The 13,339-nt window shown below is 70.1% G+C and carries 8 protein-coding genes and 1 pseudogene; 7 read left to right on the forward strand and 2 right to left on the reverse strand.

Annotated elements, in window-relative coordinates; genetic code table 11:
* From ACZ52C_RS13240 to fxsT, 7 genes and pseudogenes are all read left to right on the forward strand, one after another.
* Positions 1 to 128: pseudogene (locus ACZ52C_RS13240) on the forward strand (ABC transporter permease); the annotation flags it as partial.
* 8 nt (positions 129 to 136) lie between these two features.
* Positions 137 to 1,036 carry an ATP-binding cassette domain-containing protein gene (locus tag ACZ52C_RS13245; protein ID WP_469074815.1) on the forward strand — a complete coding sequence of 300 codons (900 nt, stop codon included), beginning with the start codon at positions 137 to 139 and terminating at the stop codon, positions 1,034 to 1,036.
* 190 nt (positions 1,037 to 1,226) lie between these two features.
* Positions 1,227 to 1,382: an FxSxx-COOH cyclophane-containing RiPP peptide gene (gene fxsA, locus ACZ52C_RS13250; protein WP_005482117.1), complete on the forward strand. Its 156-nt coding sequence runs from the start codon at positions 1,227 to 1,229 to the stop codon at positions 1,380 to 1,382.
* A gap of 33 nt (positions 1,383 to 1,415) precedes the next feature.
* On the forward strand, positions 1,416 to 4,043 hold the full coding sequence (locus ACZ52C_RS13255; RefSeq protein WP_469074816.1) for an FxsB family cyclophane-forming radical SAM/SPASM peptide maturase: 2,628 nt from the start codon (positions 1,416 to 1,418) through the stop codon (positions 4,041 to 4,043).
* Between the two features lie 232 nt (positions 4,044 to 4,275).
* Positions 4,276 to 4,866, forward strand: coding sequence for a TIR-like protein FxsC (locus ACZ52C_RS13260; RefSeq protein ID WP_469074817.1), 591 nt, complete (start codon positions 4,276 to 4,278; stop codon positions 4,864 to 4,866).
* A gap of 4 nt (positions 4,867 to 4,870) precedes the next feature.
* Positions 4,871 to 6,208: an FxsC protein gene (gene fsxC, locus ACZ52C_RS13265; protein WP_469074818.1), complete on the forward strand. Its 1,338-nt coding sequence runs from the start codon at positions 4,871 to 4,873 to the stop codon at positions 6,206 to 6,208.
* Positions 6,205 to 10,194: an FxSxx-COOH system tetratricopeptide repeat protein gene (fxsT, locus tag ACZ52C_RS13270; protein ID WP_469074819.1), complete on the forward strand. Its 3,990-nt coding sequence runs from the start codon at positions 6,205 to 6,207 to the stop codon at positions 10,192 to 10,194. The genes fsxC and fxsT overlap by 4 nt, the downstream gene beginning before the upstream one ends.
* A gap of 44 nt (positions 10,195 to 10,238) precedes the next feature.
* On the opposite strand, the gene ACZ52C_RS13275 is transcribed toward fxsT, so the two are convergent.
* The gene (locus tag ACZ52C_RS13275; RefSeq protein WP_469074820.1) at positions 10,239 to 11,204 is read right to left on the reverse strand and encodes an alpha/beta fold hydrolase; all 966 of its coding nucleotides are present in this window, start codon (positions 11,202 to 11,204) and stop codon (positions 10,239 to 10,241) included.
* A 341-nt stretch (positions 11,205 to 11,545) separates the two neighbouring features.
* Positions 11,546 to 13,282 (reverse strand): acyltransferase, encoded by a 1,737-nt coding sequence (locus tag ACZ52C_RS13280; RefSeq protein ID WP_469074821.1) that lies wholly within the window; start codon positions 13,280 to 13,282, stop codon positions 11,546 to 11,548.
* Positions 13,283 to 13,339: the final 57 nt, after the last annotated feature.

Raw genomic sequence — 13,339 nt, forward strand, 5'->3', positions numbered from 1 at the left:
GCATGGTCAACCAGGGCATCGTCTACGCCAACTGGAACCCCGACTGGTTCAAGGCCTTCCTCGGCGTGATGCTCCTGATCGCCGCCCTCGTCAACTTGTGGGTCCGCGCCCAGGCCACCCGGAGGTGAACCACCCCATGACCACCAGCAACGAAACCAGCACCCCCGCCCCTTCGGGCGCGGGCGAGGCCCCCGTGGTCGAGCTGCGGAACACCGGCAAGGCCTACGGCAACGTCCGTGCCCTGCACGGTGTGAACCTGGCCGTCCACCCCGGCCGTGTCACCTGCGTCCTAGGCGACAACGGCGCCGGCAAGTCCACCCTGATCAAGATCATCTCGGGTCTGCACCAGCACACCGAGGGCGAGGTCCTCGTCGACGGCCAGCCGGTGCGCTTCACCACCCCGCGCGAGGCCCTGGACGCCGGGATCGCCACCGTCTACCAGGACCTGGCGACCGTCCCGCTGATGCCGGTCTGGCGCAACTTCTTCCTCGGCTCCGAGTTCACCAAGGGCCCCTGGCCCGTCCGGCGCCTGGACATCGCCCGGATGAAGGAGACCGCGGACACCGAACTGCGCAACATGGGCATCGTCCTGGACGACCTCGACCAGCCCATCGGCACCCTCTCCGGCGGCCAGCGCCAGTGCGTCGCCATCGCCCGCGCCGTCTACTTCGGCGCCCGGGTGCTGATCCTGGACGAGCCCACCGCCGCGCTCGGTGTGAAGCAGTCCGGTGTGGTGCTGAAGTACATCGCCGCCGCCCGCGACCGCGGCCTGGGCGTCATCTTCATCACCCACAACCCCCACCACGCCTACATGGTCGGCGACCACTTCAGCGTCCTGCGCCTCGGCACCCTCGAACTCAGTGCCGCCCGCGACCAGGTCAGCCTCGAAGAACTCACCAACCACATGGCCGGCGGTACGGAACTCGCGGCGCTCAAGCACGAGTTGGCCCAGGTTCGCGGCGTCGACGTCGAGGAACTCCCCGAGGAGGACGACCTCACCACACCCGTGGCCTCCGCGAAGGACGGGGCCGCCTGACCCCGGCCGCTCCTCGTGGGCGGCCACGCGGCCGACGACACGGCGAGGGCGCTTCACGCGGAGCCCCTCGCCGGTCGGCGAACGACTTCTTGCCGGTCAGCGTACTTGGCTGGCGATCGCCTTGCTGTTCGGTTGACCGGCCCTCACTATGAGGTGTGCCGCCCGGAGCCGTACGCCCGAGGAGACGCCTATGGACAGGTACGAGCAGCCCTTCGCCACGAGCGTCGTCAGGGATCTGCACGACACTTCGCTCGACGAGGTGCCCGAGTCCGCTCAGGAATCGGCAATGGCAAGGATGCTCGCAGGTGGCGGAGAGCCGGTGGCCGCCTTCCAGTCGTCGCTCTGACCGGCCTGGCCGGAACGACGAGGGATCGTACCGGTGACGGTGGCGGCGCGGCCCTTCCGCCAGTTTGTGATCAAGGTGCACAGCCGTTGCGATCTGGCCTGTGACCACTGCTACGTCTACCAGCACGCCGACCAGAGCTGGCGCGGGCGGCCGGTGACGATGTCCCAGGAGACGTTCCGTCGTGCGGCCGCGAGGATCGCCGAACACGCGACCGCGCACCGCCTCACCCGCGTACACGTCGTGCTGCACGGCGGTGAGCCCCTGCTCGCCGGGCGGGAACGCCTGCGCGGCTTCGCACACGCACTCCGCTCCGCGCTGCACGGCGTGGCCGAACTCGACCTGCGCATGCAGACCAACGGGCTGCGCCTGGACGACGAGTTCTGCGCGATGCTCGTCGACGAGTCCATCGTCACCAGCATCTCGCTCGACGGCGACGAGGCGTCCAACGACCGCCACCGGATCAGGCGGGACGGCTCCGGCTCCTACCGCGACGTGGTCCGCGCGGTGCGCCTGCTCGGCTCACCGCCCCACCGCGCCGCCTTCGGCGGGCTGCTCTGCACGATCGACGTCGAGAACGACCCGGTGGAGGTGTACCGGGCGCTGGCCGCACTCCGCCCGCCCGCCGTCGACTTCCTGCTGCCGCACGCCACCTGGGAATTCCCGCCGCCCCGCCCCGGCGGCGAGACCGACTACGCGGACTGGCTGATCGCCGTGCACAAGCAGTGGACCGCCGACGGCATGCCGACGCGCATCCGGATGTTCGAGTCCATCAGCCGGCTGACCCGAGGCCGTGGCAGCCTCACCGAGGCGCTGGGGCTGGGCAGTTCGGACCTGCTCGTGATCGAGACCGATGGCGCCCTCGAACAGGCGGACTGGCTGAAGACGGCGTACCCGGGAGCCCCGGCGACCGGCATGCACCTCGCCACCCACCGTCTGGAGGAGGCCGCCGAGCACCGGGGCATCCAGGCCCGCCGCGCCGGGCTCGACGGACTGAGCGCGCAGTGCCGCGCCTGCCCCGTCGTCTCGGTCTGCGGCGGCGGCCTCTACGGGCACCGCCACCGTGCCTCCAACGGGTTCGACAACCCCTCCGTCTACTGCGCCGACCTGCTGAAGATCATCGAGTACGTCCAGAGCACGGAGCGCGACGACGCCGACGTCCGCCACGGCTGGCACGGTCTGTCCTGGACCCACTTCGACGAACTGGCCGCCGGGTACGGCAGCGCGGCGGCCGTCCGCTCCCTGGCCGCGGCACAGAACAGCCAGCGCAGAGCACTGCTGGCGGCTGCCCGCCGAGCGGACACCCAGGGGGCGGGATCGGGGCAGGGTCCCGGCCAGGACGCGGGGGCCGGCCGGGGAGGGGGTTCCGGCTCCGCCCCGGGCGCGGCCCTCGGCTCGGGCCCCGGCGCCGGTCCGGGACTGACGGCCGGGCCGGCGTCGATTCCGGCGAGTGCCGGTCCGGGCGCGGGCGAGAGCACGAGCGCAGGGACGGGCGCACGTGCGGGCGCGGCTGCTGCCACGGGTGCGCGCACGGGCGCCGACGCGGCTCCCGGTCCGACACCGGAACGCGCCGGCCCGGCGGACTCGGGGCCCGGCTGGGAGGCGATCCTGGCGCTGCCGGCCGCCGCGCTGGACGTCCTGCTGGCCGATCCGTACCTCCGGGTGTGGGCCCTCGCGTGCGGGCAGCCGGTACGCCGGCGGGCCGAGGGCCGTCCGGCCGAGGCCGCGCTGTCGGCCGTCGCGCGCGCCGGTGGCCGCCTGACCCTGTCCGTCCCGCTGCGGCACGAGCCCGAGGGGCCGGCGATCCATCTCCCCGGCCTGGGGCGGCTGTCACTGCCCGCCGACGGGCGGGACGGGCACCGCCCCGCCACGGTCACCGTGACGGCCGCCGACACCGCGCTCACCGTCGAAGGGCGGACGCTGGGCCAGGAACGGCCCCCCGACGGCATGCGCTGGCAGCCGCTGCGCCAGCTGTCCGCCGACGGACTGGAAGTGGCCCTGGACGACCTGGACCCCTCCCGCGACTGCTACGGCTACAAGCCCCTCCCCCGCCTGTCCGAGGCCGAATTCCGACGGTGGGAGGCGATGTTCGGGGAGGCCTGGCAACTGATCAGGACCGAGTACGCCGAGTACGCGCAGGGGATCGCCGCCGGACTGACCACGGTGACCCCGCTCGCGCCCGCGGCGTCCGGCGACGACGTCAGCGCCACCTCCCGGCACGCGTTCGGGGCGGTCGGCATCGCGCTGCCCCGCACCGCCGAGGATCTGGCCATGCTGATCGTGCACGAGTACCAGCACGTCAAACTGGGCGCGATGCTCGACATGTTCGACCTGCTCGACGGCCTCGACGACCGCCGCTACCGCGTGCTGTGGCGCCCCGACGCCAGGCCGCTCGACGCCATCGTGCAGGGCGCGTACGCCCACCTCGCGGTCGCCGACATCTGGCGGCTCAGGGTCCGCCGCGGTGCGGCCGGTGTCGGCCCGGCCCTGTACGAACGCTCCCGCGTCGAGGCGGACAAGTGGCGCACGGCCGTGCTGGACGCCCTCGACACGGTGGCCGGAACCGGCTCCCTGACCGCCCTGGGACACCGGTTCGTGCGCGGTCTGCGGGACGAGGCGGAGACCCTGGGGGGAGTGTCCGAAACCGGCCCGATCGCGGTCTGATGCCGGATCAACTCCCGGTCACCGTAACGGTGTCCGTTACAACTTGAGCCGGTAGACCTCTGGCACCCACGGCGGTCTTCGCGTTCCAATGGACCCTGGAGAAGAATCAGCGGTGATGCTCGGGGCGGGGAGACCCGAGATGGGCGACGGGGGAGGGAAAGGCGAGTCCATGGTTCATCCGGCTTCTCAGGCGGCACCGGCGTCGGGTTCCTCCGATCCGTACGTTTTCTTCATGAGTTACGCACGGTTGCCCATGGGGACGAGGACGAAGAAAGACCCGTCGGATGCGGCGCTGGAGCAGTTCCACGCTCATTTATGCAGCGACATCATGCAGTTGACGGATCACGACGGCGAGGAATCGCCCGGATTCCTCGACCAGAGCATCGATCTCGGTGAGGACTGGCAGAGCAGACTCAAACACGCTCTGGCCACCTGCCGGGTCTTCGTGCCCATCTACACCAGCCGGTACTTCAAGAGGGAATGGTGCGGAAAGGAATGGGACGCCTTCGCACGACGTCAGGAGGAACAGCTTCGGACCCGCCCGTACACGGGCAACGCGATCATCCCCGTCCTCTGGGTGGGACAGCAGCATCTGACTCTGCCGCCCGTCGCGGCGAAGGTGCAGTACGCTCACCCCGCCCTGGGTAAGGATTACCTTCAGTCGGGCCTCTACGGTCTGAAGCAGGCGGGCCGCCACGCCAAGTACCGCAGCTCCGTGTGGGCACTCGCCCAGATGATCGTCAAAGTCGCTCAGCAGACCAGCCTTGAACCGTGCGACGTGGAGCTGTTCAAAGACCTCCGGAACGTCTTCGAGGGGGAGTAGCGGGATGCCGATGTTCTTCATGAGCTATGCGCGGGTTCCTGTCCCCCGACACCGGGACGCCTCACAGGATCCCAATCGTCTGGTCTTCCGGTTCTTCGACGAACTGTGCGCCAAAGTGGCGCGACGCGCGAGAGTGACGAAGGAGGAGGCGGGCTTCGTCGAACGGCCGGGCACACCGGGGGAGTTGTCGGTCAAGGCGCTGCTCGACTGCCAGGTCTTCGTTCCGCTGTATTCCAAACGGTACTTCAGCAATCCCCAGTGCGGCCGCCAGTGGACCGCGGTCACCCAGGGCGCGTACGAGGACCGGCCGAGCATCGTCCCGGTGCTGTGGACGCCGTACTCGCCCACGTCGCTCCCGAAGAAGGTCAAGGAGCAGTACCCGGAGGTGCCGGACGGCATCGGTGAGGCCGCCGAGAACTACGAGTCCATGGGACTGCACCGGCTGCTCGACCAGGTGCTCGACCTGTCCGAACGCCCGGACCCGGAGGACGAGAGCGCGGCGGACCGGGTCGCCGCCCAGGTCGCCCAGGTGACCGACTGGCTGGCCCAGCGCATCGTCGACCTGGCGGCCACGGGTCCCGGGCGGGCGCGGACCATGGGCGGCGAGGGAAGGGCACCGCAGCCGGAGACGCTCGCGGCGCTGGACGACGCCTTCGCCGACCCGCCGTACGCCTCCCCGCTGCACATCACCGTGCTCGCCCCGACCGAGGAGGGATTACCCGTCGGCCGCGACAGCGCGCGCTACGGGCCGCAGGTGGACGACTGGCGCCCGTACGGCAGGGCGGTGGGCCCGCTGGTCGAGCTGATGGAGGCGCTGGCCCGAAACCTGGGCTTCGAGCCCACCGTGAAGCCCTTCGACAAGTTCCAGACAGAGCTGAGGGACACGGAACTCCCCACCGCCCCCTGGATCCTGGTGGTGGACCCCTGGGCACTGGAGAACTCCCAAATGGCGCGCCAGGCAAAGGAGTTCGACCGGGCCCGGCGGCCGTGGACGGCGGTGCTGAGTACTCTGGCGGGGGACGATCTGCAGACGAAGGAACAGTCCGAGCGGCTGCGCGGACTGTTGGCGGCGAGCTTTCCCCGGTTCATCAGCGAGGGCAGGGTGGGCGAGCAGGAAGCGGTACGCGGGCTGGCCGGGGCGGATGTCTTCACCCGGTGGTTCAGCGAACTGGCTGAGGCAACCAAGATCCGCTACTTGCGGTACATTCACTCGCAATTGCCCCGGAGCGGCACTGGCGTCCGGGGCGTCCCGGATTCCGGTGCGGACCTGCCCCGACGGCCCGACACCGGCCGGGGCAACGGGGCATCGAGCGACGGCAGTCGCGTGGAGGGCAGGCCATGACTGGCGAGGACGCGCGCAGGATCATCACGTTCTACTCGTACAAGGGTGGTACGGGACGGACGATGGCGCTCGCCAACACGGCCTGGATCCTCGCCTCCGCGGGCAACCGCGTCCTGGTGGTCGACTGGGATCTCGACGCCCCCGGTCTGGACCGTTTCCTGCATCCCTTCCTGAGCGAGAGCCAGCTGCGGACCACCCCGGGCGTGCTCGAACTGGTCAGCCGGTCCACGCAGTTCGCGCGCTCGATGCAGAACAGAGGTGACACCATTCCCCAGTTCGAACTGGGTTCCGACTACGCGAGCGGGTCCGACGTGGAGGCGGCCGACGGGATCACCCTCAACAGCTGCCTCATCCAGGTCGACTGGAACTTCCCCTCCGGCGGTCAGCTCTACTACATGCCGGCGGGCACCAAGAACAAGGGCTATCTCTCGGCGTTCTCCCAGTTCGACTGGAAGGACTTCATGGACGGGCCCCTCGCCACCAGGTTCCTGGAAGGGCTCAAGCGCGAGTTCGTCGAGAACTTCGACTACGTCCTCATCGACAGCCGCACCGGGCTCAATGACATCTCCGACATCTGCACGGTCAATCTGCCGCACACCGTGGTCACCTGCTTCACCCCGAGCAGCCAGAGCATCGAGGGCGCCGCCGGGGTCGCCGAGCGCATCGACGGAATGCTGTACGGCAACCGGGACATCCGGATCCTGCCCGTCCCCATGCGGGTGGAGAACGCCGAGGCCGACCGGCTCGACGCCGCCCGGGGACAGATCCAGTACCGCTTCGACCGCATCGTGCGCAAACACATCCCCGACCGGGACCCGGAGGGCTACTGGGGCAGTGTGGAGATCCCCTACCGGCCCATCTACTCCTACGAGGAGACGCTCGCCCCGTTCCGGGAGAAGCCGGGGGACCCCAAGAGCCTGCTCGCGGCCTACGAGAGACTCACCGAGGTCATCACGGACGGCCAGGTCGCCTCGATGCCCCGCATCGACGAGTCGCTGCGTCACAAGACCCTCGACCGGTACACCCGCCACCGCCCGCCGCGGATCTCCGACGTGTACATCAGCTTCGTTCCGCAGGACCGCAGTTGGGCCAACTGGGCGGGCGCGGTGCTGGAGCAGGCGGGCTTCAAGGTCCACCTGGCGCAGGAAGGCACCACGGAGAGCTCGCAGGTGCGGGACGAGATCGAACGGGGCGTCGAGTCGGCCTCGCACACCCTGGTCATCTTCTCCGAGGCCTACCTCAGGTCGTCCCGTTTCCGCACCACCTGGGAGGCGGTCTACGCGGAGAGCGACCGGCGCGCGCACCAACTGGTCTCCATGCAGGTCGACGAGCAGGTGTCCCTGGAGGCGCCCTTCACGGAGCAACTCGCCGACATGACGGGCTGCGAGGACGGTGAGGCGGGCCGTGACGCCCTGCTGACCTGGTTCGGCCGCAGCGCCGACTCCCTGTCACGCAGCCACTTCACCGCCGACGAGCCGAAACTGCCCCGCTTCCCGAAGACCGAGCCCTCGGTCTTCGGCGTCCCGCTGCGCACGTCGTCCTTCACGGGGCGTACGGAGATCCTGGAGAGCATCCGGGAGAAGCTCTGGAAGGGCGACACCCGGGCTCTGGTGCTCAAGGGCATGGGCGGGGTGGGAAAGACCCTGCTGGCCCAGGAGTTCGCCCACCGCTACAAGAGCGACTACGACGTCATCTGGCACATCCGGGCCGAGCAGAAGATCCTAGCCGTCGACCGGTACGCGAGCATGGCCGAGGAACTGGGCCTGCCCGCGCGCACCAACCCCACCGACACCGCCAAGATGGTGTACGAGGCGCTCAACCACGGTGACCGGTACGACAGTTGGCTGCTGATCCTGGACAACGTCCCGGAGGCGGACCACCTGCCCGAGTACATGATGGACGGCCGGAGGGGCCACGTCCTGGTCACCAGTCAGCGGGCCGAGGGCTGGGGACGCTACGTGGACACCGTGGACATCCCGGTGTTCGAGCGGAACGAGAGCATCGCCCACCTGCACAGCCGGCTGCCCGACTGCGGCTGGACGGAGGCCGACCAGATCGCGGAGGCCCTGGGCGACCTGCCGATCGCGATCGAACGGGCCGCGGCCTTCATCGAGCAGACCCGGGCCGACGTACGCGACTACATCAAGAAGCTCCAGCCGCAGGCCACCGGGGCCCCCGACGACAACTCGGTGGGCGCGGTCGTCAAGTCCGGTACGAACACCTGGGAGTTCGGCCTCCGCAAACTGCGGGAGAGCTTCCCGCCGGCGGTGAAGCTGCTGCAGATCTGCTCCTACTACAGCCCCGAGGAGATCTCCATGGATCTCCTGGAGGGCTATGAGGTCTCCCGCGCCCTCGGCGGGGTGCGCACGGTCTCCCGCGCCTACAAGGAACTCAGCAAGTTCTCCCTGGTCACGCTGGACCGCAAGGCCCGGAGCGTGACGGTGCACCGGATGATGCAGAGCGCGATGCGGGAGGAGATGACCGCCGCGGAGCGTGAGGCGGCTCAGCAGGCCGTCTACCGCTCGCTGATCGCCGCCCGGCCCAGTGGGGACGACCCGGAGAACCCCAACACCTGGGAGAAGTACCGCATCATCTGGCCGCACCTCGGTACTCCCTGGGCGGAGAGGGCCCCCGACGAGGGCATCAAGGAACTCTATGTGGACCGGGTCCGTCAGCTGCGCCGCCGGGGCGAGCTGAGCCAGGCCATGGACTACAGCCTGCGGCGGGTGGCCGCCTGGTCCGAGGAGGAATCGCCCGACGAACGCTGGACGCTGCACATGCGCTTCCAGATCGCCAACATCCTGCGCGCCCAGGGCAAGTACGAGGAGTCCCTCGCCCTCGACCAGGAGGTCCTGGAGCGGCAGTTGGAGGTGCTGGACGACGTCGACGACCAGCACATCCTGATGACCACCAGCAGCATCGCCGCCGACCTGCGCGGTCTGGGACGGCTGACCGAGGCCTTGCAGTACGACGAGGAGACCTACCGTAGATACGACCAGAACTACGGCGAGGACAACGCGCGCACGCTCAGCGCGGCCAACAACCTCGCCGTCGCCCTGAGGCTCTCCGGGAACTACTACCGCGCCCGCGACGTCGACCGCAGAACACTGGAACTCCGCGAGGCGATCCAGCTCCACGACCATCCCCTGACCATCGAGTCGGCGGTGAACCTCGGCCGTGACCTGCGTGACTGCGGTGACTACGACGAGTCGGTCGCACTGCTGCGGCGCGCCTACGAGCGCTGTCTGCGCAATCCCCGTCTCACCCAGGGCTCACCGACCGTGCTGAACACGGCCAAGGGGCTGGCCGGTTCCCTGCGCAGGGCCGGCCGGGCGGCGGAGGCCGAGGAGCTCGTACGGCATGTGCTCAGAAGCACCCCGGACGGCGAGAAGTCGACGTCGGAGGAGCTGCTGCTGGAGATGAGCCTGGCCGGTGACATGGCCGCCCAGGGCCGGGTCGACGAAGGACTCGACCTGATCCGCAGGGTTCAGGAGAACCTGAGGGACAAGCTGGGGGAAGGGCACTCCCACACGGTGGCGTGCTCGGTCAACCACGCGGTTCTGCTCCTCCACGACATCGGGTCCATCCACCCGGAAGCCGCGGGCGAGGCACAGCAGTTGCTGCGCGAGGCCCAGGCCAGGTTCACCGAGCTCAACGGCGATCAACACCCGTTCGCGCTCATCTGCTACGCGAACCTGGCCGTCGCGGAGGCGGCGCTCGGCCACTGGGAGGAGGCCCGCAGGATCAGCACGGGGTCGTACGAACTGCTCAGGGAGGTTCTCGACCCGCTGCACCCGTCGACACTGACCTCTGCCGGGAACCTCGCCGTCGCCCTCAGCCATCTGGGCCGGGCCGACGAGGCCCGCACCACGCACCACGACGCGCTGGCCGCGCTGCGCAAGCGCATCGGCAGGGACCATCCCCGGGTGCTGGCCCTGAAGGACTGGAAACTCAGCTGTCTCGACCTGGAGCCGCACCCGATCTGATCCGGGGGCCCGCCGCGAGGCGGACGGGAGTCGTCGGACACCCCCTAGGAGGGCCCGGCCTTGTCCCGGGCCCAGGCCAGTACCTGGGGCAGGGCCGGCAGCGCCGCGAAGTGGGCGGCGGAGGGCTGCAGCATGGCCTTGGCCGAGGGGATCTTCTTGGCCAGCCAGTGGAAGTGGGCGACCGGGGCGAAGATGTCCCGTTCGCCGTGCCACAGCAGTACCGGTACGGAACCGTCGATGTCCTTGAGGTCGAATCCCCAGGGCCGCCGGAACGCGACCAGGTCGTCCACCCAGCCCATCGGGGCGCGGGGGTCGACCGCCTCCCCCTCGCCCACCGCCGACAGGTAGTTCCTGAGGAGGTGCTGGCGGATCCCGGCGTCCTCGACGATCACCCGGTCCACGCTCGGCATCTCGTCGCGCAGGGACGCGAGGAACACGGTGGGATCGCGCCGGATGGTCTCCGCGTTGCGGGCCAGCAGCGCACCCAGTTCGGTCACATCGGGCGCGTGGCGGCGCAGCAGCTCATAGGTCGACACATTGGACTCGGACATCTCCTTGCGCCAGTCGGGCCAGTCGAGTCCGTCGGCGGCACTGTCACCGGGGCTGTCCTCGTCGCCGTCCGGCTTCGGCGGAGCGAGTGACACCAACGCGGCGACACTCGCCACCTGGCTGCCTCTGTTCCGTGCCGCGCAGGCCAGAGCGTGCGGTGCGCCGCCAGATCTGCCGACCACCGAGTACTTCTTGAGGTCCAGTTTCTCGGCGAGGAAGGCGACGTCCTCGGCGGCGTCGGCCACGGTGCGGTGCTCATGACGGTCCGAACCGCCGTACCCCGGCCGGTCGTAGGCGATCAGGCGCACCTTGAGCTTGTGCAGGTCGAAGGTGCGCAGTCGGGGCCCGAGTCGGCTTCCGGGAGTGCCGTGCAGCAGAAACACCGGGTGTGCGTCCGGATCGCCCCAGGTCTCGTAGGCGATCGTCCGTCCGCCGGACGGCGTCTTCACTGTCTTAACCACCCGATGCCCTCCCGTGCCAGCGGCTGTGGAGTGAAGCGCGGGACCTCCCAGCATTACGCATGGGAAGCCCCGCTCCTAGTAGCTGCTCAGCCGTTCTGGCTTCATGTGGCAAGAATTGGGTAAACGTGGGCCGCTCGGCTGTTCACGGCCCAAGGTAGTGCACCGGGGCACGGGTCGCCGGACGAAGGGGAATTCATCATGACCGAGTGCGTCATGGGTCATGCCGTCTCACCGTGCTCCCGAAGCCCTTTCCGCCCCTGCGTGATGCCCGGCACCTGGGCGGAGGAGCGACCACCCGTAAGGAGCAGTGCGGACGCTGACGTTCCGGGAAGTGGTGTGTCTCACGTCCCGGCGGCGGGCTCGGGGCGGTGCACCCCGCGGGGCCGATACCCCAGGGCGTCGGAGCGGCCCAGCAGATCGGCCAGCAGCCAGACGATGGCCAACCACATCTCGGTTCCCTGCAGCCCCGGTTCCGGTCCCGGTCCCGCCGTACCCGGTCCGAACCCGAACCCCCTGCCGTCCTGCCAGCGGGCCAGGACGGCGGAGAGCCGCTGTTCGGCCCAGCCGCGGATCTCGGCCGACCGGTAGCCGCCGTCGCCCGTCCCCCGGCCGCCCGACTGCCGTGCGCACAGCCACAACGGATGGGCGACGTCGAGGACGTTGCAGGCGTTCTCCCGGCCCGCACCGAAGTAGCGGGTGTCACGGGCGTGGTCCAGTACCGCGTCCACGACCCGTTCCGGATGCGGGACGGGTACCCCGAACTGTGCGAAGGAACCCCGGGTGAGCCGGTAGTAGCCGTTCACCACCTGCAGACGGCCGGCGCCGCGGGATGGGGTGCCCCACATGCCGGTCCAGGGGTCGGCGCGGGTGAGGAGCCAGCCGAAGAGGGCTTCGAGGGTGCCCGGGGCGAGGCCCGCGCCGTCCGGGTGCCGGAGGTTCCAATGGGCCGCCGTGGCCCAGGAGTCGATCCACGCGCCCGCCTCCCACGCGCCGTCCCGCCACGGCAGTCGCTCCAGCCGGTCGACGAGTTGCGGGGCCGTCATGTCGCTCACTCCACGCACCGGTCGGGGGAAGGCGGAGCCCAGGAGGTCCAGCGCATAGCCCACCGACAGGACGTGGTAGAGCGCCGCGCCCTCGCCGGTGAAGCCGTCGGCGTCCATGGGAGGCAGTCGCTCGCCGAGTTCGGGCACCAGGCCGGTCTCCCGGTCCTGGAGGGACGTCAGACGCTCGATGTGTTCCGCCCGCTCCAGTTGCGCGGGGGTGGCCGACAGCAGCAGGTCGGCGATCTCCACGGCGTCGCAGTGGGCCCGCACGGTGGGGGCGACGCCGGGGCGGTCCGTGTACCGGTCGCCGTCCCAGCAGCGGGCGAGGAGGTCGGCGGCCTGGTCGCGGGCGGCGTCGGCGAACCGCGCCAGGGCCTCGGGGCCGGCCGTTCCCGCTCCCACCCCGCAGGTCTCCCGCTTCGGACCCGTCGGCTCCCGTCTGTCCCGGATGCGACGGGCCGGGTTCCCCGCGGCCACGGTCCAGGCCGGCAGGTCCTTCGTCACCACGGCGCCCGCGCCGATCACACAGTGGTCGCCGATGGTCACACCGTCCACGACCACCACATGGGAGCCGATCCACACGTCGTCGCCGACCGTGATGCCCCGGCTGGTCTGGGGCTGCCGGTGGACCGGCCGGTCGGGGTCCATGGAGTGGTTGAAGGCGAGGAGGGAGGTGTGCGCTCCGATGCGTACCCCCGTGCCGAGGGAGACGGTGCCCCGGACCACGGTGAAGGGGTTCAGCGTGCAGTCCGTGCCGGTGGTCAGGGTGCCGGTGACATAGGCGTGGGCGGCGATGTACGAGTCGTCGCCCAGACGGAGGTGGTCGGGCAGGACCGCCGCCGACTCGGCCACGTAGCAGCGCTCGCCCACCTCGCTGTCCCCGTCGAGCGAGCGCTGACGCTCCCGCTGCGCGGCCCGTTGCTCCTCCGTCGCCTCCTTCTCGAACAGCCAGGGGCAGTGGTCGAAGCGGACCGGGTCACCCGGGCGTTCGGCTTCGTGGGAGGGCTGCGCGGGCGGCGGCTGTCGTTGCTCCATGCGCGCACGCTAAACGGCGCGGCGGCCTGCGAGGAAGGGGGGTGGCCCTGGTACGGG

The sequence above is a fragment of the Streptomyces sp. NPDC034049 genome (assembly GCF_055575575.1).

What these genes read in the sequence shown, in the direction of transcription:
- fxsT (WP_469074819.1), top strand. Translation starts at nt 6,205, where the DNA reads ATGACTGGCGAGGACGCGCGCAGGATCATCACGTTCTACTCGTACAAG.
- ACZ52C_RS13280 (WP_469074821.1), bottom strand. Translation starts at nt 13,282, where the DNA reads ATGGAGCAACGACAGCCGCCGCCCGCGCAGCCCTCCCACGAAGCCGAA.
- fxsA (WP_005482117.1), top strand. Translation starts at nt 1,227, where the DNA reads ATGGACAGGTACGAGCAGCCCTTCGCCACGAGCGTCGTCAGGGATCTG.
- ACZ52C_RS13245 (WP_469074815.1), top strand. Translation starts at nt 137, where the DNA reads ATGACCACCAGCAACGAAACCAGCACCCCCGCCCCTTCGGGCGCGGGC.
- fsxC (WP_469074818.1), top strand. Translation starts at nt 4,871, where the DNA reads ATGCCGATGTTCTTCATGAGCTATGCGCGGGTTCCTGTCCCCCGACAC.
- ACZ52C_RS13260 (WP_469074817.1), top strand. Translation starts at nt 4,276, where the DNA reads ATGAGTTACGCACGGTTGCCCATGGGGACGAGGACGAAGAAAGACCCG.